Annotated in this window: 19 protein-coding genes, 1 tRNA gene and 1 pseudogene; 8 read left to right on the forward strand and 13 right to left on the reverse strand. The window is 65.6% G+C overall.

Annotation, left to right across the window (positions count from 1 at the left end):
* Positions 1 to 2 precede the first annotated feature (2 nt).
* The 3 genes from JQX13_RS34280 to JQX13_RS34290 all read left to right on the forward strand — a co-directional run bounded on the left by JQX13_RS34280 (position 3) and on the right by JQX13_RS34290 (position 8,630).
* Positions 3 to 2,132, forward strand: a complete 2,130-nt coding sequence (locus JQX13_RS34280) for a DEAD/DEAH box helicase (RefSeq protein ID WP_203403676.1) — start codon at positions 3 to 5, stop codon at positions 2,130 to 2,132.
* Between the two features lie 645 nt (positions 2,133 to 2,777).
* Positions 2,778 to 7,442 carry an AAA domain-containing protein gene (locus tag JQX13_RS34285; RefSeq protein ID WP_203403677.1) on the forward strand — a complete coding sequence of 1,555 codons (4,665 nt, stop codon included), beginning with the start codon at positions 2,778 to 2,780 and terminating at the stop codon, positions 7,440 to 7,442.
* A 114-nt stretch (positions 7,443 to 7,556) separates the two neighbouring features.
* Positions 7,557 to 8,630, forward strand: a complete 1,074-nt coding sequence (locus JQX13_RS34290; RefSeq protein WP_203403678.1) for a hypothetical protein — start codon at positions 7,557 to 7,559, stop codon at positions 8,628 to 8,630.
* 588 nt (positions 8,631 to 9,218) lie between these two features.
* On the opposite strand, the gene JQX13_RS34295 is transcribed toward JQX13_RS34290, so the two are convergent.
* From JQX13_RS34295 to JQX13_RS34305, 3 genes are all read right to left on the reverse strand, one after another.
* Positions 9,219 to 9,788, reverse strand: a complete 570-nt coding sequence (locus JQX13_RS34295; RefSeq protein ID WP_203403679.1) for a hypothetical protein — start codon at positions 9,786 to 9,788, stop codon at positions 9,219 to 9,221.
* A gap of 565 nt (positions 9,789 to 10,353) precedes the next feature.
* Positions 10,354 to 12,147, reverse strand: coding sequence for a DEAD/DEAH box helicase (locus tag JQX13_RS34300; RefSeq protein ID WP_203403680.1), 1,794 nt, complete (start codon positions 12,145 to 12,147; stop codon positions 10,354 to 10,356).
* Between the two features lie 68 nt (positions 12,148 to 12,215).
* Positions 12,216 to 15,905: an AAA family ATPase gene (locus JQX13_RS34305; protein WP_203403681.1), complete on the reverse strand. Its 3,690-nt coding sequence runs from the start codon at positions 15,903 to 15,905 to the stop codon at positions 12,216 to 12,218.
* Between the two features lie 272 nt (positions 15,906 to 16,177).
* On the opposite strand from JQX13_RS34305, the gene JQX13_RS34310 reads away from it, so the two are divergent.
* Both JQX13_RS34310 and JQX13_RS34315 read left to right on the forward strand, forming a co-directional pair.
* Positions 16,178 to 16,936 carry a hypothetical protein gene (locus tag JQX13_RS34310; protein WP_203403682.1) on the forward strand — a complete coding sequence of 253 codons (759 nt, stop codon included), beginning with the start codon at positions 16,178 to 16,180 and terminating at the stop codon, positions 16,934 to 16,936.
* A gap of 417 nt (positions 16,937 to 17,353) precedes the next feature.
* A tRNA-Arg gene (locus tag JQX13_RS34315) sits at positions 17,354 to 17,427 on the forward strand.
* A 298-nt stretch (positions 17,428 to 17,725) separates the two neighbouring features.
* Here JQX13_RS34315 and JQX13_RS56555 read toward each other — a convergent pair.
* From JQX13_RS56555 to JQX13_RS34340, 6 genes and pseudogenes are all read right to left on the reverse strand, one after another.
* Positions 17,726 to 18,784 (reverse strand): annotated as a pseudogene (locus JQX13_RS56555) (tyrosine-type recombinase/integrase); the annotation flags it as partial.
* Between the two features lie 92 nt (positions 18,785 to 18,876).
* On the reverse strand, positions 18,877 to 19,020 hold the full coding sequence (locus JQX13_RS34325; protein ID WP_203403683.1) for a helix-turn-helix domain-containing protein: 144 nt from the start codon (positions 19,018 to 19,020) through the stop codon (positions 18,877 to 18,879).
* 181 nt (positions 19,021 to 19,201) lie between these two features.
* Positions 19,202 to 19,333: a hypothetical protein gene (locus tag JQX13_RS55630; RefSeq protein WP_275424885.1), complete on the reverse strand. Its 132-nt coding sequence runs from the start codon at positions 19,331 to 19,333 to the stop codon at positions 19,202 to 19,204.
* Positions 19,321 to 19,701, reverse strand: coding sequence for a hypothetical protein (locus tag JQX13_RS34330; RefSeq protein WP_239013989.1), 381 nt, complete (start codon positions 19,699 to 19,701; stop codon positions 19,321 to 19,323). Before JQX13_RS34330 ends, JQX13_RS55630 begins: the two co-directional genes overlap by 13 nt.
* Positions 19,689 to 20,207 carry a transposase gene (locus tag JQX13_RS34335; RefSeq protein ID WP_203403353.1) on the reverse strand — a complete coding sequence of 173 codons (519 nt, stop codon included), beginning with the start codon at positions 20,205 to 20,207 and terminating at the stop codon, positions 19,689 to 19,691. Before JQX13_RS34335 ends, JQX13_RS34330 begins: the two co-directional genes overlap by 13 nt.
* Positions 20,147 to 20,638 carry a transposase gene (locus JQX13_RS34340; RefSeq protein WP_203403352.1) on the reverse strand — a complete coding sequence of 164 codons (492 nt, stop codon included), beginning with the start codon at positions 20,636 to 20,638 and terminating at the stop codon, positions 20,147 to 20,149. The genes JQX13_RS34335 and JQX13_RS34340 overlap by 61 nt, the downstream gene beginning before the upstream one ends.
* An 809-nt stretch (positions 20,639 to 21,447) precedes the next feature.
* On the opposite strand from JQX13_RS34340, the gene JQX13_RS34345 reads away from it, so the two are divergent.
* The 3 genes from JQX13_RS34345 to JQX13_RS34355 all read left to right on the forward strand — a co-directional run bounded on the left by JQX13_RS34345 (position 21,448) and on the right by JQX13_RS34355 (position 24,694).
* A complete protein-coding gene (locus JQX13_RS34345; protein ID WP_203403684.1) occupies positions 21,448 to 21,585 on the forward strand; it encodes a hypothetical protein in 138 nt (45 codons plus the stop codon).
* Positions 21,586 to 22,069: 484 nt separating this feature from the next.
* Positions 22,070 to 22,852, forward strand: coding sequence for a ParA family protein (locus tag JQX13_RS56560; RefSeq protein WP_203403685.1), 783 nt, complete (start codon positions 22,070 to 22,072; stop codon positions 22,850 to 22,852).
* Between the two features lie 1,095 nt (positions 22,853 to 23,947).
* Positions 23,948 to 24,694 carry a transposase gene (locus JQX13_RS34355; protein ID WP_203403686.1) on the forward strand — a complete coding sequence of 249 codons (747 nt, stop codon included), beginning with the start codon at positions 23,948 to 23,950 and terminating at the stop codon, positions 24,692 to 24,694.
* A gap of 3 nt (positions 24,695 to 24,697) precedes the next feature.
* On the opposite strand, the gene istB is transcribed toward JQX13_RS34355, so the two are convergent.
* From istB to JQX13_RS54655, 4 genes are read right to left on the reverse strand one after another with little or no spacing between them, the layout of a single operon-like run.
* Positions 24,698 to 25,465, reverse strand: a complete 768-nt coding sequence (istB, locus tag JQX13_RS34360) for an IS21-like element helper ATPase IstB (protein ID WP_203403356.1) — start codon at positions 25,463 to 25,465, stop codon at positions 24,698 to 24,700.
* Entirely contained in the window at positions 25,446 to 25,631 is a 186-nt protein-coding gene (locus JQX13_RS54645) for a hypothetical protein (protein WP_239014024.1), read from the reverse strand. Before JQX13_RS54645 ends, istB begins: the two co-directional genes overlap by 20 nt.
* Positions 25,628 to 26,584, reverse strand: coding sequence for an IS21 family transposase (gene istA, locus JQX13_RS54650; protein ID WP_239014025.1), 957 nt, complete (start codon positions 26,582 to 26,584; stop codon positions 25,628 to 25,630). The genes JQX13_RS54645 and istA overlap by 4 nt, the downstream gene beginning before the upstream one ends.
* Positions 26,473 to 26,958 (reverse strand): hypothetical protein, encoded by a 486-nt coding sequence (locus tag JQX13_RS54655; RefSeq protein WP_239014026.1) that lies wholly within the window; start codon positions 26,956 to 26,958, stop codon positions 26,473 to 26,475. The genes istA and JQX13_RS54655 overlap by 112 nt, the downstream gene beginning before the upstream one ends.
* Positions 26,959 to 26,986 lie beyond the last annotated feature (28 nt).

Below are 26,986 nucleotides of genomic sequence, written 5' to 3' on the forward strand. Positions count from 1 at the left end.
GCATGAGCGCCTTCCATCGTCTCCACCCGCAGCTCCGCCACGCCATCGTGAACGAGCTGGGCTGGCGTAGCCTCCGGCCCGTGCAGGAACTGGCCGCCGATGCCATCCTCGATGGGTGCAACGCGGTGGTGCTGGCGCCCACGGCTGGGGGCAAGACGGAGGCGAGTCTCTTCCCCGTGCTGTCGCGCATCCTGGCGGAGGATCTGCCTCCCGTGGCTGCGCTCTACGTGTGCCCCATCCGAGCCCTGCTCAACAACCAGGAGTCTCGGGTGCAGCGCTACGCGCGCATGGTGGGCCTGGACGCCTTCAAGTGGCACGGGGATGTCGCGGGTACCGCCCGGGCCCGGTTCCTGCGGGAGCCAGCCCACGTACTGATGATCACCCCCGAGTCACTCGAAGTGATGCTCATCAGCCAGAAGACGGATGCGCGGTCGCTCTTCCGGGGGCTGTCGGCCGTCATCATCGACGAGGTGCACGCCTTCGCTGGAGATGACCGGGGCGCGCACCTGCTCAGCGTCCTGGAGCGCCTGGTGAACTTCTGCGGGCGGGACATCCAGCGCATCGGGCTGTCCGCCACGGTGGGAAACCCGGATGCCATCGGTCAGTGGCTCGTTGGTTCGAGCCAGCGCCCCTACCGACGGGTGGATCCGCCCCGGCCGCCGGGCGAGCGGGACCTGCACCTCGACTTTTTCGAGAACACGGCGGACGTGGCCGCGGAGGCGGCGCGGCTCGGGCAGGGGAAGAAGAGTCTCGTGTTCGTCGAGAGCCGCAGCGAGGCCGAGCGGGTCGCCGCGGCCATGGCGGGCCGGGGGGTGGAGGTCTTCGTCCACCACAGCGCGGTGAGCCGCGCCGACCGCCAGCAGGCCGAGGAGCAATTCGAGAGGGGGCGCAACACGGCCATCGTTTGCACTTCGACGATGGAGCTGGGCATCGACGTGGGAGACCTGGACCAAGTGCTCCAGGTGGATGCGCCAGCATCCGTGGCGAGCTTCCTCCAGCGAGTGGGTCGGACGGGGCGGCGCGAGGGGACGCGTTCGAACTGCACCTTCCTGTGCCAATCCCCCGAGACCCTGCTCCAGGCGACCGCTCTGGTGCGGCTTGTCGAGCGCGGGTGGGTGGAGGATGTACGTCCCCCCGAGCGGGCCTCGCACGTGCTCGCCCATCAGGTGCTGGCCCTGACGCTCCAGGAGGGAGGCGTCTCCCGGCACCAGGTGTTGCCCTGGGTTGCCGCGGCGAGTCCGTTCCGAGGGCTCCCAGAGGAGGACGTCCGCGAGCTGGTGGACACCATGCTGGAGCGGCGCATCCTCCACGAAGCAGAGGGACTTCTGTCCCTGGGGCTTGAGGGGGAGCGGGTCTACGGCCGCAAGAACTTCTTCGAGCTGTACGCCGTCTTCTCCTCGCCGCCGCTGCTGCGGGTGCTGCACGGCTCGACGGAGATCGGCACGTTGCAGGCCACGTTCGCGCGGAGCCAGGAGGACGGACACGGGCCGCTGTGCTTCCGGCTGGGCGGGAGGCCGTGGCTGGTGGTGCACGTGGACTGGGAGAAGGGGGTCTGTCAGGTCCAGCCCGCGGACAAGGGGAGGGTGCCGAGTTGGCTGGGTCCGCCCAAGAACCTGTCCTGGGCGCTGTGCCAGGAGATGAAGCGCACGCTGTCCGAGGAGGTGCCCCTCGGGGTGCTGGGCAAGACGGCGCGGGCTGAGCTCGAGGCGCTCCAGCAGACCTATGCGGGTTTGGTGGGGGAGGGGGAAGCGCCCCTGGAGGAAACGAGCGAGGGAGTGCAGTGGCATACCTTCGCGGGCGGAGCCATCAACCGACTGTTGGCCGCGGCCCTGGAGCAAGAGACGGGACGGCGGTGGACGCCGGGGAACCTGTCACTCAAGGTGAAGGACGCGGGCCTCTCCTGGGCGGGTCAGGCCATTGCATCCCTCCCACAGGTGAACTGGAACGAGAGGGCGTTCTCCCAGGCGGGTGAGGAGGTGAGGGGGAACCTGTCGAAGTTCCAGCGCTGCCTGTCACCTCGGCTCGAAGCGAAGCTGCTGGTCGAGCGGCTGTACGACGTGGAGGGGACGCGGGCCTTCATCGCCAACCACCGTGTCCCGCGAGTGAGTGGCGGCAGCGTCTGCGGGACGTGAACAACCTGCCACACTGCGTCCGGACTGCCTCGGAGGGGCCATGCTCGGCAGGGTAATTGTCAGGGATGCCCAATGTTGTCAGGACTGGTTCCGAGGGAGCAGAATGAGCCACCATCCCGGGCAGGGGAATAGTGGCCCGGGCGGGTCCTCTGCGAGCGAACTCAAATGTCGTCATCGGATGAACTGCGCGTCGCACGTGACCGCGTCGCGCGCGTCTACCGCTACCTTCAAGCCCTCAATCAGCATCGGAACCCGGCGCCGCGTCTGCTGCGCGAGCAGCTCTGGCATTTCAGGCTGAACGCCCTGCCTGCGCACCCGTCCGTTCGGTTCTCCCGGCCTGTGGGGCCTCTGAACGACGGAGCGGAGGATTCGGGCCCTAGCGATGGGGAGTTCATTCTCCAGGTCCGGCGTCCCGTACTCACTCCTCCTCCAGCCCCTCCAGCGGTCCTTGATGACTGGCTCCTCAGCAGCTGGAAGGACGCCTTCAAGTCTGTGGAGGTGAGGGCGTCGCGCAACGAGGCCGGCGTAGAGGGAAAGTCTCAGGTGGTCGGCTTTGCGGATGAGCCTGCGCGGTCGCGAGCCCTCTCTGAGTGGCAGCCACTACGGGATGCTTGGGCTCGAAACGAGCGACCAGCGCTGGATGCGATGCGCCTTTTCGAGCAGCTCTACGCGCTACATGGCCGCCTTGAGCGCGAGGGCGAGCGGCTTGAGCTTGTCCTTGGTGACGGCATCCTGAGTTGGCGACGGCCGGATGGGGGCGTGTTCCATCCCATTCTCCTCCAGCGAGTGCAGCTCGAATTCAACCCGTCCATCCCGGAGTTCACCGTCACCGATAGTGGGCGTGAGGTGGATCTCTACAGCGAACTTTTTCGCACCATGGAGGAGATGGTCGGGAAGATGTTGGCGCGCTGCCGCACCGAGCTCGCCGAGGGCGGCTATGGACCTCTCGGAGGGGCTGATACCTCCGGTTTTCTACGACGCTTGGTGGTCCAGCTGTCCGCGCAGGCTCAGTTTCGCGAGGATGGTCCTCCCAAGCCAGACGCGGACCCCCCGGAGGTAGGGCGCGATCCCGTTCTCTTCCTACGCACGCGCAGCCTGGGCTTTGCCCGCATCCTGGAAGGGATCCTTGAGGACACTTCGACGCGCGAGGACGTGCCGGTTGCCCTGCTGCGCATTGTGGGCTCGGAGGTTGGCTCAGTCTCGGCAGGTCCAGACGAGCAGCATACCGAAGCACACGGTGAACCCCTGGACGTGCTGCTGAGCAAGCCCGCCAACCCCGAACAGGTGCAGATCGCACAGCGACTTGAGCGCCACGGTTGTGTCCTTGTCCAGGGGCCACCCGGTACTGGCAAGACGCACACGATTGCCAATCTGGTGGGCCACCTGCTTGCGCAGGGTAAGAGCGTGTTGGTGACGAGTCACACCACCAAGGCGCTCAAGGTGCTGAGGGATAAGGTAGTTCCAGAGCTTCGGCCGCTGTGCGTGAGCGTCTTGGAGAGTGACCTTGAGAGTCGCAAGCAGTTGGAGGGAGCGGTCGCTGGCATCGCGGAGCGCCTGTCCTCGAGTGACGTCGCGCGCCTCGATGCAGAGGCGGCCCTTCTCGCAAGGCGCCGGCAACAACTTCTCGAGGAATTGCGATGTGCTCGTGCCGATCTTCTAGACGCTCAGGCTGACGAGTACAGGGACGTGGTGGTCGCGGGGAAGGCGTGGCCACCCTCGCAGGCCGCACGCCATGTGGCGGCGGAAGAGGACGCACACTGCTGGCTTCCCGGGCCTGTGAAGCTCGGAGCGGCTCTCCCTCTCCTGGATGGAGAGGTGCGCGAACTCTACCTCACCAACACGGCGGTATCCGCCGAACATGAGGGGGAGCTTGCGTGCAGTCTACCCGAGCCGGGGGACTTGCTGGCACCTCAGGAATTCGAAGCTCTGCTCCAGCGCCGACGGGTACTCGGTGCGAAAGAGCTCGGCTTCCGGGCTGAGCTGTGGGCAACCAGACCTCATGCGGACGACCCTGTTGACCTTGATGCACTCGCGGATCGCTGCCGACGTGCGATGGCGCCGCTCGCCGACGCGGAGGCGTGGAAGCTCGCCGTGATCTCTGCTGGAGTGGCCGGGGAGACGGAAGCCGCACCCTGGCATTCCCTCGTCGCACTGGTGGAGCGGGTGCGAACGGAGGCTGTCAACGCACGAGAGTTGCTCTTGGATCACGCCCCGAATGTCGTTGGCGACCTCTCGCTTGAGGAGCAACTCCGGGTGGTGGGCGAAATTCAGCACCACTTGGAGAGCGGGGGAACGCTCAGCGCGTTCTCCCTTCTCACCCGCGGTGCGTGGAAGCGCTTCATCCGAGGCAGCCGAGTGGCCACGGGTGTGCCACGACAGCTGGAACACTTCCGGGCTCTTGGCTCGCTCCTGCGCGTCAAGGAGCTTCGCCAGGCACTTGCCGGCCGCTGGGACCGGCAGATGGGGGTGCTCGGAGCACCGGCGTCCGCACAACTCGGGGAGGCGCCCGAGGATTCCGCGATGCAGTACTGCGGTGAGATTCGCCGTGGCCTTGCGTGGGCGAGCTCCGTGTGGGGGCCTCTTGAGATGGAACTCGAGCAGCGCGGGCTGCGCTGGCGCGTGCTGCTCGACGAGGCTCAGGTCAACCTGGGTCCCCACGGCTCTCTCCTGCGGCTGCGCGATACCGTCGTTGGAGTCGTCACGAGGGTAGTGCAATCGCGTGCCTGGGCAGTCGAGCAGACACGAATCAACACCCGCCTGGATGCGGCAGCGCGCAAAGTCGCCACCTGGGGTGGAGCTGCGGCTCCCTCTACCCTTGTCCGAGCCTTGCACCGAGCGCTGGAGGCTGGCGATGCGCAGGGCTACGCAGAGACGTACGCTCGGTTCGTGGATGTGCATGGCCGGCGGCGAACCCTTGAGCGTCGCCGGGAGCTTCTCGGCCGACTAGAGGCTGTTGCTCCCGGGTGGGCCGCTGCTGTTCGGGAGCGACGTGGCATCAATGGGAACGATGCTCCACCGAGCTCCCCCGTGGACGCATGGTGCTGGCGCCAGTTACATGACGAGCTGGAGCGCCGCGGCCGCGTGCAGCTCCCCACGCTTCAGGAACAGATCGAGTCGAAGTCCAATGAGCTTCGGCGTACCACCGCAGAACTCATCGAGCGGCGCGCCTGGGCTGCGCAGGTGCGCCGCACCACCGTGCGGCAGCAGCAGGCGCTGGTGGGTTGGCTCGACCTGGTGCGCCGCATAGGAAAGGGCACTGGTAAGCGCGCCCCGCTGCTGAAGGCAGAGGCCGCGCGTCAGATGAACAAGTGCCGCGAGGCGGTTCCCGTATGGGTGATGCCGCTCACTCAGGTGGTGGAGAACTTCGACGCGTCCACGCGGTTCGACGTCGTCATCATCGATGAGGCGAGCCAGAGTGATGTGATGGCGCTGGTCGCGTTGTACATGGCCGACTACGCAGTTGTCGTCGGTGATCACGAGCAGGTCAGCCCCTCCGCTGTTGGCCAGAATTTGGATGTAGTCCAGCACCTCATCGACGAGCATCTGGCGGGCATTCCCAATGCCATGCTCTATGACGGCCGGATGTCCGTGTACGACCTTGCCCGTCAGTCCTTCGGCGGCATGGTGTGCCTCACCGAGCACTTCCGTTGCGTGCCAGACATCATCGAGTTCAGTAACCAGCTATCGTACGAGGGCCGTATCAAGCCGCTGCGGGAGGCCGCAGACGCTACCCTCAAGCCAGCGCTCCTGACACACCGGGTGTCGGGTCGGGCCGAGGCGAAGGTCAACCGGCAGGAGGCGCTCGCGGTGGCCTCCCTTATCGTCGCTGCGGTGGAGCGCTCGGAGTACTCGGGCAGGACCTTCGGCGTCATCTCGCTCGTGGGTGAGGAGCAGGCACTCGAGGTGGAACAGTTGCTGCGCGAGCACCTGCACCCCACAGAATACGAACGCCGGCGCATTCTCTGTGGCAACGCGGCGCAATTCCAAGGGGACGAGCGCGATGTGATGTTCCTTTCCATGGTGGATAGCCCTCAGGGAGGGCCTCTCACCCTGCGTGCTACTCAGGATTTCAAACAGCGATTCAATGTCGCTGTCAGCCGTGCTCGCGACCAACTCTGGGTGGTGTACTCCCTGAACGCCGGTGTGGACCTCAAGCCGGATGACCTCCGCCGACGACTCCTTGATCATTGCGCCAATCCGTGGGGCCTGGGCCAGGCTATTCAGCGAGCGGAGGCGAAGACGGAGTCGCCTTTCGAGCAGGAGGTGCTAGCGAGACTCGTGCGCGCGGGGTACCGCGTGACGCCTCAATGGGCGGTGGGACATTACCGCATCGATTTGGTTGTCGAGGGGGGCGGTCGCAGGCTGGCTGTCGAGTGCGACGGGGATCGTTACCACCCACTGGAGAAGCTGCCAGAGGACATGGCGCGGCAGGCCATTCTCGAGCGGCTCGGCTGGCGCTTTGTTCGGCTCCGTGGCAGTTCCTTCTTCCGCAATCCGGAAGCGGCAATGCAGCCTGTCTTCGCCCGACTGCGGGAGCTTGGCATCTCTCCAGAGGGAGGAGAAAGGAATGCGTCCGAGGAGCCAGCGTCAATGGCGCTCCACGCAAGTCTCGTGCAGAGAGCCGAGGCACTTCAGCGTGAGTGGGAGCAGGAGGCCAGCTTGCGCTCTGCGGAGCAGAGAAAGTCAGACGATGAGAGCGCCTTGCCTCGTGTCGGCAGGAGTCCCGCTGGTTCAGGTGGCCCCGGCGCATCTGCTCGCGCGGCGCGAGGGGCTGCTGGACGCGTGGTGGGACAGAAGGCCACCTCTCCGGCGGATGCACCGGCCGCGACCGTTGCTGAAGGCTTCAAACCGGCTCTCAGTGTCCATGCGGCCCCGGTTGCGGAGACAGATTCGCGCCCGATGACAAGCCCAGTGCTCGCCGTCCCCCGTCCGGCCCCTGCAGAGCAGGTAAAGCATCCGGTCCGAGCCCGGTCTCCCAAGGATCCGCTGCCCGATACGGTGGCTGCGCTCCTCTCTGAGAACAGCTTCACTTGCCCGGCCTGCGGCGGTGGGCGGCGCCTGTGGGTGGGCGACAAGGGGCCGTTCCTCAAGTGTAACGTCCGTAGCTGCCTCAAGAGCGAGGGCGTGTCGGTGGAAATTCTTACGGAAGCGCTCAAGCAGCTTGCTGCCAAGTGCTCGTGCCTTGCACCCATGAAGGTGGAGAGAGGGCCGACAGGGCTTCCGGTTCTTGGTTGCTCGGAGGCTTCGACATGCCGGAAGAGCTTTCCATGGAAGGAGTTCCGGGACCGGCTGCGCGGCCGGCTGCTCTAATCAACTGACAAGGTCGCCTCTTGCGAGAGACTGCACGGGCAGATGTAGATGCGGTTACGTGAGCTGAACTGTGACCTCGGGCGAGCACTGCTTTCGAAGGGAGGTGTGAGCGAAATGACGGAAATACTGGGGACGGAGCCTCCGCGTGTATACATCTGCTGTGATTGGGGTAAGGAGTTCGACAAGCGCGCAGTGTTCCTGACGGACACGCGCACGCGGCGTATTCGTTTCGCTGGGCGTAGCCCCTTCCTCTCCGCTGCAGGAACTCCCTGGTCTGTGCGAGAGGCACTGGCCTGTGCACGCGAATTCGCTCCGAAGAGTTCCGTGGTCCTTGCCTTCGATGTTCCGCTTGGTGTTCCACTCTCCTATTTTCACGCAGCGAAACGGTATGCACCCTGGACCAGTATCAAGACCTTCGTAGATTGGTTGCCACTTGCATGTCGTCATCGGGGTTTCCTTGAGAGCAGCAATACCGCCTCTACATGGCGGGTGGACCGCCCTTTCTTCGCCGTGCCTGCAGGTAAGGGGTCTCTCAAGGCATTCGAGGCAGAGGCGACCCGCTATGGAGTCTTGCTGCTACGGAGCATTGAGCGCCAAGCATGTGCCAAGCCTGTCTTCGTCACCTCCGGTATCCCCGGTTCAGTGGGGTCAGCGGCCATCGAATTCTGGCGCGAGTTGGTGGATGTGCTCGCTGGGTCGCGTGACTTCGCATTGTGGCCCTTCGAGGGAAAGCTCGACACACTGCTGAATGCCCACCGCATAGTGCTCGCGGAGATGTACCCGCGTGCTGCCTATTCCGTTGCGCTTTCGTCATCCCCTCCTGAGGAGCGCGCGCGGTTGAAAATTGCGAAGAATGATGAGGGCTGCCGGCGCGCCGCGTTGCGTGAGTTGCTTGATAGCAAATGGGTGCGCGATGAGCAGGTTGTGCTCACGCCGGAGGACGTTGAGAGCGCTGCGGTAAGCGAGGATTCCTTCGACGCGCTTATCACAGCGGCCGCCCTGCTGAGGTGTGCTCTTGACGGCACCCCACTGTCTCAACCCGCGTTGGAAGATCCGGAAGCGGAAGGCGGCATCCTATGCACCGGCGGCATTAACCTCGCATTACCTGAGAGGAACTTTGCAGGACCCTGTGTCGAGAGTCCCTCGTCACGTATGTGTTACCGCGCAGGCTTGTTGATGGGGATGTGAGCACGCTTGCTGATGGACTCTCCTTGGTGGCTCTATCGCCACACTGGGAGATGGGGAGGGGTTCGGGGAGGGGCGGCCCAGGGGTTGCGAAGGGAAGGCGGCCGACCCTCATGAGGGAGGGCACGGGATAGGGCGAGGGGAATCGGGCGTCGCTCGCACAGCCCATCCAGGCCATCCGGAGTGCTGAATGTCCCGAGCGCGGGAGGCAGCGACTGCGTGCACCGCGCGAGGTCGATTCCGGAGCAGTCGAGCACCAGCACGGAGTCAGGTGGGTTCATTGCCCGGTTGCCGCAAGTCCGCTCCACGCGACGGGAGGAGCAGCCTTCCGGCAACCTGGATGGAGGCCGAAGGAGCGGAGGGCGGCAGCGGAGGCATCGGCGCTCGGCCCCGCGGCAACAAGTGCTGGAGCTGGCCGGAGTACGCAGCCAGGCCTGTCGCGGGGCAGACCTGTCCCCTCCAGCCTCGCTGTCCGACGCGGGCCCAGGGGTGTGGGCGTGCGTCGACAGGCCGGATTCGAGCGCCGTATGCGCAGTGGCTACCCCCAACCCGGTGGGCGGTTCGGAGCCGCTGCTGGCGCCTGGGTTCCCATCAGCTCACATGGCAAGCCCCGGCGAACGCCTGGTGGGGCAACCCGGCTGCGCGTGCCCAGGGCGGTGCCCGGCCGCATAAGGCCTGGGCGGCACGTGCCGCCACCTGCCTGGGTGCACCCTTGGCCCGCGAATCCAGCGAGGCCCACAGCTTCCCATCCGCCACCTGCCGGGCCCAGCGCGCCAGCGTCCGCCATCCTCGGGGCTTTCCCTCCGCTGGCAGCTGTCCACCCACCACGGCGCGTACCTGGGCCGCGCTCCAGCCGCACAGGCCCCAGAGCGCCAGCGCCAGCGCCATGGCCGCTCCCGAGAAGTGCTTGCGGGCCAGCACGGACGCAGGCACCACCGTCAGCACGGCCGTACACGCCTTGCAGCGGTAGCGACGACAGGCCACCTCCCGCTTCACCGCCACCTTTCCGGGAGCCTCGGGCCCTCGCTGCTGCCGCTGTACCACGCCATGCCCGTGTATCCACACCTCGCCCCCTTCGAAAGCCGGCTGGCCGCACCGCGGACACGTGCGCGGGCGGGCCTCGTCGGTGGTGGACGGCGACACACCGCTCTGCCCTCTCATGCGGAGGACTCCCCCGGTTTCTGTCTTCTGCTCCATGTTCGTCTTGTCGCGGAGCCCGGGTGTGGGCGGCGGGTCTGTCCACCGCCAACCCACCCCTGCTCGTTGCCATGCTGCTCCGCCCTCCTCTCGCGCCCGCTCTATCCCTGCTCCTGGGCGTTGACACGGACCAGCAGGGGCGGACAGGCACGGGCAACCTTGGGGCTCTTCCCTCGCCATGCTTGCTGATGGAATCCTGGCCCCGCCCGGGGGCCTCTCCATCATTCTGCGTGCTCATCCGGGCCCACTTCTCCCTCATCCAGCGTGCTCGGTAACAGTATGTACCCGAAGTCCCGCGCACGCTCGCCACAGGCGATTCCGGCGACGGCAAATCTTCAGGTAGCTCAATTCCCCTGCCCGATTCCTGGATGCACCAAGGTATTTTACGGTACTCGCGGTGGATGGGACCGCCACGTTGAAGTGTCTGCCATCCATCCAGGCTGGTATCCGGACGTCACCGCGGCGGAGGATCGCAAGGCCCTCTTCCGCCGCGAGTACCCAAAATTTTGCACATGAGCCCGTGCTACGCTCACGACTGGGTCGAGCGCTTCTCCCATAACGCCAGGACGCGCGCATAGCTCTTCACGTCATCCGGGAGCCCCTCATCCTGGACGTCGAGTACGGTGCACCAGTCGGTTCCTCCGTTCTTGGGGCCCCGCAGACCGCGTCCGACCATCTGCTCATAACGAATAGCGCTCGTAGTCGGACGCGTCACGCAGACCACGTCCGCCTTTGGTGCGTCAAACCCCGTCGTCAGCACGCCGACATTGCAGAGGAATCGCAGGCTTCCGTCCCGGAATCGCTCGATAACCGAGGCTCGCTCCGTGCGCGGCGTCTGCCCCGTCACCACGGCTGCGCTCTCGTCACCGAAAGCCCGGTTGAGGGCTACCGTGAGTAGGTTCGCGTGCGCTACGGAGCAGGCGAACACCAACACTTGGCTCCGCGTTGGTAGCCGGCTCAGTGCCTTGATGATACGCGCGTTGCGCTCGGGTTCAAAACCGAGCTGCTCCAGGTAGTCGAGCGGCAGTTCCTTGAATCGTTCGTACTGCTGGCGCTGGTCCTCCGACATTGGGCGGGTTCCCTCGATTCGCAAGGGTACCGGTTTGACCTTGGCCAGGATCCCCATCTTTTGCAGCGCGGTTATCGGGTTGCTGCCCAGGGAATCCGGGCGGACGAGCCGGGCCTGGAAGTACTTTCGGAGAGTCGCGGTTTCTTCGCCCCGGGTGCGCCAGGGGGTCGCGGAAAGTCCAATGACCGGTGGCGCGCCCTGCAGGGTGCGCCACTCATGTTTAGCCCTCAGCCCGAGCGCGAGCAGCACCTCGCGGTGCTCATGAGTGATGAGCGAGTGCGCCTCGTCCACAACGACGCATGCTATCCGACGTGTGGGGATGCGCTCGAAGAACTCCGGCTTGTCCCGTGCCCAGGTAGCGAGTTGGTCGATACCGGCGATAAGGACAGTTGGCTCCTCGCTGAGTTCGATCTCATCGGGATCCCTTCCTCCCCAGAGTCGCACGATTCGGAGAGGGGCGTTGCGCCGGATGGTTTCGCCAGCGCGGTGCGGGGGAACCTGCCAGACTTGGCGGAAGCACTCCCACGCTTGTTGTTGGAGTTCGTCACTTTGCGAGATCCAGAGCACGATGTTCCGATTCCTGCGCGCGTTTGTTTCGAGCGCGAAGTGGTCGCAGATCGCCTCGACGGTGACGCGTGTCTTTCCCGCACCGGTGGGGAGCGACATCATTGCCGCCTTTCCCTGGCCATCAAGGATGAGTTTTCGCAGGGACTTGTAGACTTCCACCTGGAACGGGTGCAGGGGCGTCAACGGCTCGACCGGGAGGATTTCCTCGTCCTTGGAAAAGGGGGCCTTTCTTGCCTGTGCTAGGACCTCCGGAAGCCCCGTGACGTCGCAGAAGGTTCGCGCCCACTTTGTGCCCTGGCGCCAGTACCCGGCCAGCACGCGCGAGCCGGTAGCGCCCTGGCTCATGTTGCCGTGGAATGCCGTGGCGCCCTTTCCAGCCATGTCCGGGTAGGCGTCCGCGAGCCTCTGCCATTGCGTCTCTGGCAATGTCTCCAGGATCTTCCACCGCAGCCATTCCCCAGTGGTGTCGTCGCCCAGCAGCCTGTGCCCCAGCAGGTCGATGACCTCCGCGATGGGTCGGGGTGGCAATCCGGGCGATAGGTGACCCGCTTGGCGGAGCGCCGCCCGGACCGCGTCTAGTTGGTTCCGGAGTGCGTTCCCGTTCGCGCTGGCCAGGAACTTCTCCCAGTCCTCGCGCGGGATGCGCGAGAGCACCCGCTCCACTCTGTCTCGCTCCTCAGCTTCCATTCTACAGCCCTCCAGGCTCCAAATGCGGTGAGGTTTGCTTCGCGGCCGCTGGCCTTCGATGTGTGGTGCTATTCAAGGAGCGTCTTGATGGCCAAGGCCGTCTTCTCCAGCGCCGCAGAATCGAGCCCGCCGCGTGCGTCCTCCTGAGACGTGAACAACGTCTTCCCGACCATGAACCCATTGCGCTGGTACCAGCCTCGTTTCCACTCCCAACCGCGGCGGTAGTCGGTGCGATCCATCATCCCCAGGTGCTCCCAGAGTACGAGGTCTCCGTCCGGCGTGACAAACGAGAAGTCCGGTCGCAGCCGGCCCGGCTCAGCCGTGCCCTCGCAGACGCGCTCGTATTCGTAGGGAATGTCGAGTTGGAACAGAAGATTGGCGATCACCAGTTCCGACTTGCTCCGCACAAGGTGACCTTTCTGGGTCCGGTGGATCAGGTTCTCCGCGTAAGGAACCTCGGTTTCGCCCGCGCGTACCACCCCTGTGAAGAGGTTGGTGTTCCGGCGGGCGGTTTCTGAGCGCTCCGGCCGCGTCAGATCGAACAAGATGGACGCGTCGCCTCCCTCCACCAGCAGTACCAACTGCTCACGAGAGCGAGTCAGCGCTGTATAGAGCAACTCGCGTGAGAGCAGCCGGCAGCTCTTGGGGAGAACGACGAACACCTTCCGGAACTCGCTGCCCTGCGCCTTGTGAACGGTGAGTGCGTAGGCCAGTTCGAGCGGACCAGTCCCTCCAGGGAAGTCTCGGCTGCTGTAGCCGAACCGCAGCCCCGGGCGTCCGGCAAACACGGCGTTGAGATAGCCCCCCTTGCCGGTTGCCATCAAACCCACCTCGCCGTTGGCCAAGTAGAACTCCTCTGAATTTTCCCCGTCGTAGCCGTTTCGTCGCTGGTTGACCGTCTGAATGACCTTGTCCTTTACGACGATGCTCTCATCGCCCAGGCTGGTGACCCACGGGTTTGTCGCTGCTTCGAGTTCTCGCGCCCGGAAGTGCCGCTGCACCCAGCGGTTGAGGTCGTGCACGCCATGCGGATGCATTCTGACGGGGGAGAGGATCTGCCAGCGCTCAGAGCCTTCTGGTGCATCGAAGGGGACCCAGCCTCGCTCGTCCAAACCCAATGACGTGTCGAAGCCCGCCACGTCGTTGCTGTTGCTCAATCCGAGGTGGCGGCGGAACGCCTCAAGAATCTTGGCGTGAAGATCCTCGGCATTTTTCCAGAACACGATCTCCAAATCATTGAACTGGGAGCCGAGTTCCAGGTCGCTGAGCACTCGGTCCGCATCGATGGCTTGGCGTTCGCGAGTGAACCACGAGGCGAGTCGCAGCGTGTCCGACGCGGTGTTTCCCGCCATGGCAGTCCGGACCTCTAGAGTAAGGCGAGCCAGGGCACCTGACAGTACCAGTTCTTCCTCGCCTGCTGCGGGGGCTGTCTCGAGGAATGACACGAGATCGGCGAAGGGGCGACCTACGCCGATGGGCGGCAGCTGGTTGGGGTCTCCTACCAGGATGATTCGTTGCACATGCGCCAAGTCGAGCGCATCGAGGACGGCCAAGAGGTCATCCATCGTGAGCATGGAGGATTCGTCGATGACGACCGTCTTCTCCTTGCGGTACTTCTCCTCGCCAGTGAACAGGGGCCGCTGGCGCTTGCCGTCGTAACGCTTCAGGCGGTAGAGAAACTGGGCCACCGTCATGGCCTCTGCATTGGTAGCCTTCCCCAGGCGGACGCGTGCCTTCCCAGTGGGGGCGAGCAGGAGGATTCCGTCCTTCGCGATGGCTTGGCACAACATGAGCGCACCGAGCACCGATGTCTTGCCGGTACCGGCACGTCCCACCAGAGCAGTGAGCCGACGCGAGGTAACCCGCTCCAGGGCGATGGCCTGTTCGGTGAGAGCCTCGGCATGTCGCTCATTTTTAGGGTCGAATTTGCCGCCGGCCTCAGTAATCGCCTGGACAAGGAGCTTCTTCCAGTCTGCCTTGATGGGCGCGACTGGCTTCTGGGCACGTTTGGAGAGAATGGACCGCAGCTTCGCCTCGCGCTCTTCCAGCGGGGTGAGTTGGATGGCAGGAGTCTTGCTCCCGCCAACGCGCTCTGTGGTGACGTCCACCTGCTCAATCACCCCTTCCAGCACCGCCTGGTTTGTGGAGGGCCAATCGCTGCCGATCTCGCACGGATGAGCGAGGTCGAGCTTGGCGGCCCTCTGGATCGCTTCTGTGACGCTCAGCAATGCATCGCCATCGTCAGCGGCCCTGCGCAGTGTGGCTACCAGGGCAGCCCGGAGGCGTCGGGGATCGTTTGGCGAGCTGACAGTAGAGGGGGCCGGGACGGGGTGCCTCGCTGCGATGGTGCTGTCCGGCAGTAGACCGCGGTCGATCATACCCACCGAGATAGGCGAGTCGTTCCGATCGCCAAGATCAACCTCACTCATGCGGTAGGGGTTCTCCAGGATCTCAAGGTCCGTGACCTGGGAGGTGGTGCCCTTCCTGCGCTCATCTGGGTCAAACCACCGCTTCGCTTGAATCGGAGTGAGGGCGAATCTGGAGAGCAGCATCAGCAGGGCCCTGCGCTCGTCAGGCAGGTTCGCCCACGATTTGCGCACCGCCTCAAGGTCGGCGGCGTACGCGGCCTGGGGTGGCTTCTTCTTGCCCCGGAGGATGGAATCTACCAGTGGCCAGGGGTTCTCGTCGGATTTGAGCTGTCCGGAGGACAGGAGTTCTAGCGACAGCGCGGTCCCGAGCCGCATTCCGAGCGCCTCGAGCACGGGCCCAAGGCCAGGGAATGCACCGCGGTCCTTCCAGGCCAGTGCGATCTGCGCGTTCAGCCACTCCTCGCGGCGCTCCCAGGGGCCCTTGGCGATACCGTGGGCACGGATTTGGCGCACCGACTCAAGGCACCGGACGAGCGTGGAGAGTGCGATGTCCGGTGGAGCCAATTCGGCGGCGTAGGAAAAGACCCGAATGTGCGCGGGATCGGCGGGAACCGCGATCTCCCGGAGCAACTCCAGGCGGCGCTCGTCCTCGGCCGCGTTCCCCGTGGGCTCCAGGTACTCATGATAGGGCAGGAGGAATCCGTCCTCCCCATCAGGGCGGATTGAGTGCCGGATCTGCCGATCCCACATGAGGTATGTGGGCTTGCCTTTCTCGACGTCGTACGCCTTGGCCGGAGCGATCGAGGTAATGCGGCCCACTCCAACCACCAGACGCGAGATGTTATCCCCGAGTGGATGGCCCCCCTTGGAGTAGAAGAAGCTCAGGGAGCGCTCCGGGACCAAGCGGCCGAAGAACAAATCGAGGAGCGCCTGCTGCCGGGCACGACCGAACACCCATGCGCTCGCGAACGGAGAGTCCTCATCCGGCGGGAGGGGGCGTGCAAGCTTCTGATCGATTGCGTCCTGTCCATCGCGGAGCATCCAGGCGAAGGGCACCGCGAAGGTGGCAAACGGCGGGACCTTCACCGGCGTAGGTTTGAGGTGGCCGTGTGTCTCTGCCGCTTTTTTGATTCCCACGTACGGATGCTCGAAACGCCGCGTCCACTCAAATGGGCTCATGAATGCGCCGGATTCCGCGCGGCAGGGGGGCAGCTCATCCTGAGTGAGCCCATTCCACTCGCGTCCGGCGAGCGCTTGCTCTTTTTTGTCGTCACGCTCCTCGCGGACCCGGTCCAGCACGGTGCAGAAGGAGTTGCAAGACGGCTCTTGGCAGACGCGACCGTTCCAACGAGAGTCGTGCCATGCGACACGGACGGTGAGATGGAACATTTCGGTTTCCCCTCCTGCGCGGTCGATTCACTGCGCGCCCGATTGTACGTCGGGAAGTGCGCGTTGCGGGGCACTCTGCCGAAGAATTCGGTGATGACGTGCTGGCCGTCGTAGCCATCCTCACCGTCCGTTGCACCACAGCCACACGCTGTTCTGGGCCCGCCCGATTTGGCGGACACTTGAGAAAAGGCGAGGATGTCCACGGTAGAGCCGAAGAAATGCGGGCTGCGACCTTGAGGGAGCCCGTGACTGCCTGTCGAAGGGGAGGGGTCATGAGCGGTAAAGCGTGGACGCGAATGTTCCTGGCCGACGATCTTGAGAGCGCGGTGATCTGCTCGGCGGGGTTCAAGCAACGCTTTGGCACACTGGCGGCGCACCCCTACGATCGGGACAAGCCTGACCGGACTGTCTGGTGGCTATTCCAGCGCACGAGCGTGAAATGGGGCAACTGGCCCGCGTACTCGCTAGGCAAGTTCTTCTTCGATCGTCCCGCTGGGCGCGGAGTCATGCGTGCAGGCATCCACATCGAAAAGGGCATCGCTCCGGAGAACGCGATGGGATACGGCGGAGGGAAGGGCAGGTACTTTGGGATGACACCGGACTGGGCCTGGTTCGGCTTTGTCGAGGATCTTCGTTCTGGACGGATGGCGACTGCGCTCGATGAGGTGGCGAGCCGGTCTGGCGAGCCTGCCGAGCTCACGATCGAGCCGAGCTTTCCGCTCGACGAGCCGAAGGTGCACGAGACGTTCGGGCATCATCGCTTCGTCGTGAGCAAGGGTGGAGGTCTCAAGCTCGTTGAGGAGCGCCCGCGTCCCGACAAACTCCCGGGTATCGGTAAGGTGACGTCGCTCCGCGAACTCGGAGAGCGGCTTGCACGAGCCACGACCGAGGAGCCTTGGACGTGGATCAACGTCTTCGTCTCTTGCGCGATACCGTACTGCTCCGAGCCACCCGTCGGAGCCGGCCCCGCGTGGAGTGGCACCGACTTCTGGGTGCGCGTGCTCGAACCACTAGCTGATTGGGTCAGATAGCGACTCACATCGTCCGGCGAATAGGCTTGCCTCGGGTTGTATGCGGGTGTGCACCAGCTGCGGCATCCCGTCATCGCCGATGCTGAAACAGGGCCTCCGGCATGTGCCCCCAATGTGCCCCTCCAGCGCGGATTCAGAGGGAATAAGGGGGTACGGCACGGCACGAGACGGGATAACGATCCCGAGGAAAATCAAGGCGGTAGCGGGTAAGGGCGCGTCCTGCTTGAGGTTTCCTCCCGCCCTGCCCAGGGTTCGATCCCCGGCTCGTGCATTCCACTCCTCTGGGGAGCAGTCAGGTGGGTAGCCAACACTGGAGCCTCTCTCTACGGGAGGATGGGCGGTCCGGGCGCTGTTCGAAGAAAGCGTGCTTGCGTCATCGGGCGAAGTCGGTTACTTACCCACCCGCTGTCGCTGCCTGCGCGATTAGCTCAGCTGGATAGAGCGTTGGCCTCCGGAGCCAAAGGCCGCAGGTTCGAATCCTGCATCGCGCGTAGGGTTAAGGGCCTGGAATCCTTGGGGAAATCCCCCGATGGTTCCAGGCCCTTCGCCTTTTCCGGCCGGGCCTTGCAGCAAGGATGCAGCAAACGGTTCGGAGGCGGGAGCTTGCAGCACGGATGCAGCAGAAGTCCCCTCCGCGCTGGCCGCAGCCAGCCTGCCTGAGTCTTCCCGAGCAGAGCCAAGCCTCAGACCGAAGGAGAGGGTGTCCACTTCCGTTCGGAGGTAGTCCGGAGTGAGGTGGCCGTAGACCTCCACCGTGATGCGCGGGTCCCGGTGTCGGAGGAGCTTCTGCACGCTGGCCAGCGGGACGCCTGCCTGGAGGAGCAGGGTGGCGGTCGTATGCCGCAGGTCGTGGAACCGGATGGGTCGCACCTGGGGCTTGGGCCAGAGACTCATGCCGCAAGTGGGGCACTTCCTGTCCCCGTCATCCGCGGCCACTTCGGCATGGCCGCAGCCTTTCCGGCGGCAGACATGGCGCCAGCCGGTCACGATTCCCGCCCGCCCCAGGGCCCGTCGGAGCACACTCTCCAAGGCCACGTCCCGCCGCATCATGGTGCCGTCCTCGGACGGGAAGACCAGCTCGGACGGGGAGCGTCGGATGGCTTCCTCCAAGAAGGGGAGCAGCTCGGCCGAGATGGGGAGCACGTCCGCGTGCCCACCCTTCGTGGTGTCGCGCTCCCATGAGCGCTGGACGGTGAGCAGGCGGGCACGTAGGTCCACGTCCGTCTTTCGCATGGCCAGCAACTCTCCCTTGCGCAGGCCCGTGTAGAGCGCCGTGGCGAACAGGGGGCACCATCGGTCCGCGAGGGCCGTGAAGAGCCGCAGCACTTCCTCCAGCCGGAGGTAATCGCCGGGGCGCCGTGGCACCTTGCGCTTCGCGACGGTCGCCACCGGGTTGGCCCCAGTGTAGCGGCCGACCTTGCGCGCCTCGTTGAATGCCCGGCTGATGTAGCCGCGCAGGTGGTTCACCGTCTGCGGGGACAGCTCGCGGCTCTTTTCCTGAAGGAACAGCTCAATACGGCTCGCTGAAAGAGCGGTCAGCGGGACGGCGGCGAGACTGGATCCGAGCAGGTGCCGCTCGATGTGGCTGACGTTGCTGCGGTGCGACGGGGACTCCGCCGAGTAGGTATCGAGCCACCAGCGCAGCAACTCGCCAAGCGAACCGCCTCCATCCTCAGGCGGACGCTCCTCGAGGCCGAGCCGCTGGCGCTCGGCCTTCCGCTCCAGATCGTCCGCAATCCGCCGCGCTTCCGTCTTGGTGCGCGCCTGCGTCACCTTGTCGCGCCAGCGCCCGGTGTGGTCCTTGTAGCGCATGTACCACTTGCCGGCTTTTTCATAGACACTTGCCATAGGTGTTCCTCACTCCAAAACAACGGGCGGAACGCCAGCAATGCCTTGCGGGCATCACCGGGCGTCCCGCCAACAGCAACACTCGTAACGAGTCAGGAGATCCCTGTCCAGTTGCGAATGGCGCTTGGATCGAACCGTAGAAGGCCACCAATTTTGAGGCTCGGGAGCTCGCCCGAGGCAGAGCGTTGGTAGACCCACGACGTGCTCACCTGCAGATAGGTTGAAACGTCCTTCACCCCACCATATTCGCGACGACTGGCTCAAGACATGCATGAAGGCTGAGGTCGAGCGCGTTGGGTTGAGTTATCGGGCACAAGGCAGAGGAAGCCCGCCCCGGGGCAGCGGGTAGCAAGCAGGAGGAGATGGAGAGGGGAGTGGGGAGAGTGCGACACGTGAGCTGCAATTGACTCCAGGCAGCTACGTGATGTGCGCTGTGCTCAGCGAGCCCAGCTTCGTCCACAGCTTCTGCCAGAGGCTGGCCGACTCCCGGCCAATGACCAGCACCACTCTTCTGGCGTGTAACAGCACCCGCGCGGCTACTTTGAGCACCCGCTCGCGCACACGGAGCAGCCCCAGCCCTCGCCCGTGGCCTGCTCCATCAGCACGCGCGCGGCGTGCACCAGGTTGTAGGCCAGGGCATTGAGCAACAGGCGTACCTCGTTGTTGGCGAAGGCGTCGATGGACACCGCGCGCTGGACGGGCGGCTGCCCCCGGTACTTGGACTTGGGCCGTCTGGCCGAGGAGAGCGCCGGGGCCAGCACGTCCATGAGCTCTCCGAAGTGGCCCTCCGCCGTGCCGCGTTGGCGGTAGTGCTCCAGCAGCGCCTCGGCCGGCATCTGCTCCTTGCTCCAGCTCGTCACCAGCCAGAAGGCGTGCGGGAAGAGCTCGTCCTTCCTCTCCAGCACTACCAACACCACGCGCCGCGCACGGCTCCAGCCCTGCGCCTGGTACTCCCATTCGTACAGGTGGGTGCCCGGCTCCCCTGCGGCACTCCCGAATTCATGAAGCGCGGCAGCGCCGCCTCCCGCTGCAACACGCTGGTGTTGCGCACGCGCGCCACGTAGGGCGTGCCTCGCTCCTCCAGCTTCGCCAGCAGCTTCTCCTCGGGAAAGCCCGCGTCGAAGCGCACCGCCGCCACCTCACACACCTCCTTCTCCACTCGCCCCAGCAACTCGTCGATGAATTCCAGCGCTCCATTGGCGCTGTGCACGTTTCCCTCGCGCAACCTCACGTCCAGCAGGTCTCCCGTCTCGGCCAGACTGGCGACAATCGGGTGGTACATGCGTACTCCGTAGTGCCCGTTGTACGCGCTGCCCTCCTGGTGCCCATGCACCTCCACCGGCAACCCGTCCACGTCCACCGTCACCTGCTTGAGCTTCTGGCCCTTGGGCTGCTGCGCCTCAGCCTCCGCCCCGTCTGCCACACCAGCGCCTCGTGCAGCACCTTCCGGTTTTCCTCTCGCGCCAACATGGCCGTCAGCCGCGACAAGGTGGGCTGTGAGGCCAACCCCTCCGCTCCCCCCTCTTTCCCCCTCAGCGGCACGCTGCTCTTGCTGTCCGACACCGCCAACCTCAACGCCGCGTCCCTCCTGAGCGCGTCCGCGTCGTCGTGGTCTCTCCACCCTTGCCCCAACAGCAGAAGGTCCGTGCGCACCAACTCCCTCAGCGAGTGGGTTATCCGCTTCTCGTCTCGCGTGTCCGTCAACATCTCCCCCAGCCAGCGCGTCAGCCCCAACCGCTCGTCCACCTCCCTCAGCAGCACCGCACCTGCCTCCGACGTCAACCGCTCCGCCCTCGCCTCCAGCTTCACGGAGCCGTTGAACTCCAGCCCGAAGTCGTTGAGGATTTCACCCATGACGCGCCTCCTGCCTTGTGGTGGTGGATGTCTGAACAACACCCCTCTACCACTCGGGAGGTCAGGCGCGTCACCCTCCTTTTCCGGTCATCCTCCTGCACCTCTCGTGAATAAGGCGGGTTCACTGTCCAGAGGCGGTCCAGGTCCACCTGTGACGGCTTTCCCACGGGAGGGCGTCTCCCTCCCGCAGGCGGTGTTGCGCAATTGTTCGAGTCAGACATCTTGAATTCTCCACGGGACTACCCCTCTCTCTTTCGCTCTCCCGGTAGTGGTTGTGTGTTCTTCTGTGTGCGGTCTGCCCTTGTTGGGAGACCGGGCCTTAGCGTGCTGACTGCCGACTGCCCAGACGCGATTGAGCTGCTTCCCGCGACTCTTGGGACGCATAGTGCTCTGCGTGCAACCCACAGCTCGATTCGGTCTCTCTAGCAGTTCGGCTTGCTGATAACGGCGGCTCCTCCGCGCTGTCTCCCAGCGTAGATGATGGATCCCGATGCACCTGGTTCCTCGGTAGCAATCGACACTTCCACAGCAGCCGGGCGACAGGCGAGAGCACGGGCAACAAGCGTCGCCTCGGTTCGTGCGGGGGACAACGCCCCCTCGCTATAGGTTCTCGGTGCGTCGGAGCACCACGGCGGATTGTCCTTCGCGACGAGCGAAGTCCCGAGTTCTGCCCGCACCTCCGCGATCTGTAGCGCGAGCGCAAGGGCTCATCGCCTTGGGCCACTTCGATACCCAGGTGGGAGCAGACTCTACCCGGCGAATGGCGTCGCGCCGCAGTGCGCCTCAGGACCCTCTCCGTGGAGCAGGGCATGACCGAGGAGCAGGCAGACAAGAACGGGCAGGGCATCGTGCCGCGCTGCCATCTTGCAGGCGTGAGCATGTTACGACATGCTGAAGAACGCAGGCGCCATGTGGTCGCCGACCCTCCCCGGAGCGGCTGGCATTGAGAGGATAGGCCCTGGACTTGCCCGTCCATGGGTTGAACCTGCGTGCATGTGGGCCACTGCATGCGAAGCGCTTTAGTCCTTTCTTTACCTCCGCTCAACGGACGAGCAGGGGAATGCCTGCCTGTCTTTGGGGTAGACGGGTAGCCTCCTTTCGCGCGCCGTGGTTGGCCAATTCACCCCGCGACGGTGTGAAAGCTCGCGGCTCCGCTTCTGACGGAAGGCGGGCGCGAGCCGCTGGTTTCGGGCTTTGTAAGGTACGACTCCGGCAGATGCTCTACTGGGTCACTGCGCACTGCGGAGGAGGCGCACGGAACGACTGCTGCACGCGGTTGACGAGGATGTCTTGTCCTGTGGCAGCCGCCGGGCCTCCCGCTCATGCATCACGGGGCTTGCACGTCCAGGCTCTCGCGGCGTTTGACCCAGCATCGGTTCAGCCGTATAAGACTTGCATTCTAACTCGCCCAGATCTATCGAAAGGCCCGTAATGGCTAATAGAATCTGTGTCGCCAACAACAAGGGCGGCGTTGCCAAATCAACCACCTCCATCAACCTGGCCGTGGGCCTCGCGCAGCGGGGCCGGAAGGTCCTGCTGCTGGACATGGACCCCTCGGCTGGCGCGTCGGTTTTCTTAGGGCTTGCTGTGGCCGTGCGCGAGGAGAGGGAGCAAATCTACAGCATTACGGATCTGCTCCTGGGGAAGCCCTTCGCGCCCCAGCGTAACCATCTCCTCGCCGACCTGGACCTCCTACCTGCCACCAAACGGCTCGCCTACCTCGCTGGTGACTTGTCCAAGAAGGACCTGGGCGCGGCAGAGGGCGGGGGGCGACTGCTTGCGGAGTCCTTGGTGCGCGTCGAGACGGAGTACAACTACGTCATCATCGACACACAGCCCACCCTGAACCGGCTCCTCATCATGGCGCTACTGGCTGCCCCCAACATCATCGCGCCCGTCCAGGCCGACATTGGGAATGTGCCGATGACCATGGATTTTCACGACAGCATCCGGGGTCTTCAGCGCCTCACGCAAAGGATCAGAGCGTCGCGGACATTGCCAAGACGATGGGGAAGGGGGAGGACCACATCAAGCGGTGCATCGCCATCGCGGAGGCGCCTGACGTCATCAAGTGGGCCTTCACGCAGGGCATCCGCGTGCCGAAGCTGGATGGCGACAACAAGCCCGTTGTCCGCAAGGAGTGGGAAGGGGAGGGGGAGGCACGGAGGGAGGTGGAGAAGCCCGTCATGGTCAAGCGTGTCATCGAGGAAATGACGATTGCCCTGGCGCTGCTCCGGCTCCACCGTTTCCTCGCGAAGAAGAAGCGGCCGAAGAAGGCCGAGGCCGAGACGCAGGCGGCTATCGTCAAGGTGCTCTCCGAAGGCATGAGCCTGCGGGCCGCCGAGCAGTACGTGGCACGCTTCAAGGGAGGGAGCCCGGCAAGGAGAAGGAGGCCGGGACAGAGGGAGGGGAAGGGGAGTCCACCGCGCAGGGGAGGGCGCGGCAGGACAAGCGACTGCCGGCGGGCGTCGCGTTCCACGACACGGGCACTCAGTTGGTCGTGGACAAGGCCCGGCTCGCTGAGCTCGCCGGGCCTGAGAAGGAGGCGGCCAAGGCGCAGCTCCTCGCAGTGCTGGCGGCGTTGTTTGCCTCGGCCGCCGCCTGATGGAAGGGGCACTCCAGGAGGGTGCCATGAATTGAGGCGGGCGGCGTGAGCAGCCCGCCAAGCGCATGAGCGCTGGGGGCCGACCGCCGGTGCGGTCGGCGGGGGGTGGCACTCGGAGGTGCCACGGGGTAGGCGGGCGACGTGAACGCCCGCCAGGCGCGTGAGCGCCAGGCGCCGACCGCTGGAGCGGACGGCAAGGGTGGCACGCTGAAAGGGTGCCACAGGGCGGGCGGCGTGGGCCGCCCGCGGGGCGCATGAGCGCCAAGGGCTGACCGCTGGCGCGGACGGCCTGGAACGCCCGCCGACGCCGGTCGAGCTGCTCGGATGGCGCGGAGGCGCACCGGGCGGCTCCTTGCGCAGGCGGGCGTGTTCGCCGGTAGCAGACGCCCCAGGAGGGCCGTCTGCCGCTCGCGTAACGGGGCCCAGCCGTGGGGAGGCCTGGGCCCTGTTTGGGATGTTTTCGAGGCGCAGTGCGGCCCATCGCATTCCGGAAATGACGCCAGGAATGGGCCGCAAATGCCCGCAAACACCCTAAATTCCGCGGATCTTCTGTAGCTGAGATGGGCGCTCGTCGGTGGACGGAGGGTCTCCGGTGAGAGACAGGAGAGGGGCAGTGCGGAGAGGTGGCTGTCACTCTCGCAAGAGCCCTGGTCGCGGAGTTGCAGTGCGTGCCGCCCCTGCGAGTGCTGGCGGGGAGGCGGGGAGTGGCGGGGCCGAGTGTGGGGGAGGTGATGGGGCGCGTGCTGCGCATCCAGGGGATGAGCGTGCGCGGGGTACAGATGGGGCCCGGGGGACTGGTGGTGCAGGTGCGCCCCCGCCAGCGCAAGCCGCGCTGTGGAGTGTGCGGCCGGCCCGCCCCAGGCTACGACACGAAACCTGGGCGACTGTGGCGGCACCTGGCGCTGGGAGAAACCATCTTCTGGCTGCGGTACGCCCCGCGCCGGGTGCGCTGCCGGGAGCATGGAGTGAGGGTGGAGCGGGTGGCGTGGGCGGCGCACGGCTCGAGCTTCACGCACGGCTTCGAGGAGCTGGTGGCCTGGCAGGCGCAACGTCTGGACAAGTCGTCCATCTGCCGGTTGCTGGGCATCAACTGGCGCACGGTGGGCACCATCATCGAGCGGCTGGTGGAGGAGCGCCTGTCGCCTGGGCGCCTGGAGGGGCTGCAAGTCATTGGGGTGGACGAGCTGGGCTGGCGCGCCGGGCACCAGTACGTGAGTCTGGTGGTGGACCACCTGCGCTCGCGAGTCGTCTGGGTGGCGGAGGGGAAGAACGAAGAGACGCTCAACGGCTTCTTCGACGAGCTGGGAGAGGAGAGGACGAAGGAGTTGACGCACGCGACGATGGACCTGTCGGCGGCCTTCAGCAAGGTGTTGGCGTTCACGAGGAAGCGCGGAAATTTGGACCGGGAAGCCGGAGGTGTGCCCGGGGTCCGGCCTCCCGGTCCGAGGTGAGGCTCAGCGCTTGGACTTCGCCTTCCTGGTCGTCGCGGCCTCCTCGGCCTCGCGGCGGCGGTAGCTCTCGCCTTCAATAGCGAGGACGTCCGCGTGGTGGATGACGCGGTCAATCAGAGCGGTGGCACACGCGGCGTTGGGAAAGATGGTCGGCCAGTCCGAAAACGCCAGATTCGTGGTCATCACCAACGAGCGTTGTTCATACCTGCGCGCCACGACTTGAAAGAGGAGGTCCGCGTTGCGCGCGTCGTAGGCGAGGTAGCCCATCTCGTCGATGACGAGCAGGCTCGTGCGGCTGGTGTAGTGGCGCAGGCGGCGGTCCAGTGCGCGGCTGGTGTCCTGAGCGCCCAGGTCGAGCAGCAACTGGGAGGCGGTGACGAAGAGAGCGGAGTGCCCCTTGAGGACGGCCTGGTGGGCGATGTTCTGCGCAATCATCGTCTTGCCCAGTCCCTGAGGGGCCACTATGACGACGTTGCGCGTGCGCTCCAGGAAATCCAGGCGCAAGGCGGACTCGATGGCCTCGCGGTCAATCTTCTTGGGCCATCCCCAGTCGTAGTCCGCCATGGGCTTGAAGCGGCCAAGGCGGCTGCGAGACAGGCGCCGCTCGAGACTTCTGCGGCCGCGCTCCTTGTGCTCCTCGTCGGCGAGGTGCTCCAGCAGCTCGGTGGCGCCCCACCTGGCCTTCGTGGCGCGGGCGATGAGGTCGGCGAGGCCCTGGGAGGTGGCGTGCAGCCCGAGGGAGGCGAGGCGGTCAGCGAGCGGAGTCGTCATCGGTGGAGTCCTTGTCGAGGAGGCGGTCGTAGTCGGCGAGGGAGTGGGGGCGGGTACGTGAGGCGGCGATGCGCGGGTCATCCGGCAGCACCACGCTGAGTGGTGGAGGTTGACGCTGGCGGCGAGCGCGCTGGTCCAGGAGGTGGGCCACGGCGGGGGCGCTCACCGCCCCTTGCGCAGGGCCTCGGCGAGGGCCTCATCCAGGGCGCGTGCGCCGTGGAGCTCCAGTAACTTCAGCAATTGAGCAGTGTGGTGTGACAGCGAGAGGTCGCGCTGGGCGAGGGCCGCGAGGAAGCCCTCTGCCTGCGGGCAGGAGGCGCGCAGCAAGTCTCGGCCGCGCAGCTCGTGCGCGCGGGCCTTGGCGTCGGCGAGGGCGGCGAGGTGGCCGGGCTGCTCCAGAGTGCGGCCCTTCTCGAAGGAGCGCGGGTGGGAGGCCACCTCCTCGGAGCCGTCCAGCACGCGTACGCGTGTCTCGGAGGCCACCAGGGTGAGGGGCTTCTTCACCAGGGTGTGTGGAATGGAGTAGTCGTTGGAGTCAAAGCGCACGTAGGGCGTCTTGCCAGAGGCGACGGGGCGCACCACGTCCGTGGGAAACGGGTGTGCGGGCAGGGGCAGCAGCCGCGGGCGTTCCTCCTCGAGGGCCGTGGCGACGGTGCGCCCGGTGACGTCGCCGGGCAAGTGGCGCGCGTGGGCCACCTCGGCCGCCCACCGCGCCGCTTGCGCGTTGAGGTCATCCACGCCGCTGAAGGTGCGCGCGGCGAAGAAGGAGTCGCGCAGGTAGCGGATGGTGCGTTCCACCTTGCCCTTCTCGTTGCCGCGGTAGGGGGCACAGGGCTTGGGGGCGAAGTGGTAGTGGCCGGCCAATTCCAGCAGGCGCGGGTGGAAGCGGATGGCGTCGCCGGCGCGCTCGAGCACCACGGACTTCAAGTTGTCGTACAGCAGCGCGCGCGGCACGCCCCCCAGCGCCTGGAAGGCCAGCACGTGGCCTTTGAGGAAGCTCTCCAGCGTCATGTCGAGGAAGAAGCGCGCGTAGAGGGCGCGGCTGTGGCCCAGCACCAGGACGAAGCAGCACAGAGGGCGGCGCGTGTTACCCACGGGCAGCGTGCCGAAGTGCCCCAATCCACCTGGGCCTCCTCGCCCGGAAGCGTGCTGCGGCGCAGGAAGGCCTCGGCGCGAGAGGTGGGACGCACCGTGCGCACGTAACGGCGCACCTGGAGCGGGCCACCCACGTAGCCGCGCGCCTTCACCATGTGGAAGAGGCGCATGGCGGTGAGGCGTGGGTGGGCCTCCAGGGTGGCTTGGATGAAGTCCTTGTAGGCATCCAGCAGCGTGGGCCTGACGGACTTCACCCCCGTGCCGCTGACGCGCTCGAGCGTCAGGGCGCGCCGGACGGTGTCGTGGTGCACGCCCAGCTCGGAGCAGATGGTGCCCACCTTCCAGTGCTCGGCGAAGTGCAGTCGGCGGATGCGGGCGGCGAGCTCGGGGGAAATCATGGGCCCACCTCACGGCGGACGGGCAGCC

The organism is Archangium violaceum, assembly GCF_016859125.1.
GTDB classification, from domain to species: Bacteria; Myxococcota; Myxococcia; order Myxococcales; family Myxococcaceae; genus Archangium; species Archangium violaceum_A.

Bases quoted from the DNA above. Each gene is read 5' to 3' on its own strand.
- JQX13_RS34280 (WP_203403676.1), top strand. From the start codon at position 3: ATGAGCGCCTTCCATCGTCTCCACCCGCAGCTCCGCCACGCCATCGTG.
- JQX13_RS34285 (WP_203403677.1), top strand. From the start codon at position 2,778: ATGCGCCTTTTCGAGCAGCTCTACGCGCTACATGGCCGCCTTGAGCGC.
- JQX13_RS34290 (WP_203403678.1), top strand. From the start codon at position 7,557: ATGACGGAAATACTGGGGACGGAGCCTCCGCGTGTATACATCTGCTGT.
- JQX13_RS34295 (WP_203403679.1), bottom strand. From the start codon at position 9,788: ATGAGAGGGCAGAGCGGTGTGTCGCCGTCCACCACCGACGAGGCCCGC.
- JQX13_RS34300 (WP_203403680.1), bottom strand. From the start codon at position 12,147: ATGGAAGCTGAGGAGCGAGACAGAGTGGAGCGGGTGCTCTCGCGCATC.
- JQX13_RS34305 (WP_203403681.1), bottom strand. From the start codon at position 15,905: ATGTTCCATCTCACCGTCCGTGTCGCATGGCACGACTCTCGTTGGAAC.
- JQX13_RS34310 (WP_203403682.1), top strand. From the start codon at position 16,178: ATGAGCGGTAAAGCGTGGACGCGAATGTTCCTGGCCGACGATCTTGAG.
- JQX13_RS34340 (WP_203403352.1), bottom strand. From the start codon at position 20,638: ATGGGTGAAATCCTCAACGACTTCGGGCTGGAGTTCAACGGCTCCGTG.
- JQX13_RS34345 (WP_203403684.1), top strand. From the start codon at position 21,448: ATGACCGAGGAGCAGGCAGACAAGAACGGGCAGGGCATCGTGCCGCGC.
- JQX13_RS56560 (WP_203403685.1), top strand. From the start codon at position 22,070: ATGGCTAATAGAATCTGTGTCGCCAACAACAAGGGCGGCGTTGCCAAA.
- istB (WP_203403356.1), bottom strand. From the start codon at position 25,465: ATGACGACTCCGCTCGCTGACCGCCTCGCCTCCCTCGGGCTGCACGCC.
- JQX13_RS54655 (WP_239014026.1), bottom strand. From the start codon at position 26,958: ATGATTTCCCCCGAGCTCGCCGCCCGCATCCGCCGACTGCACTTCGCC.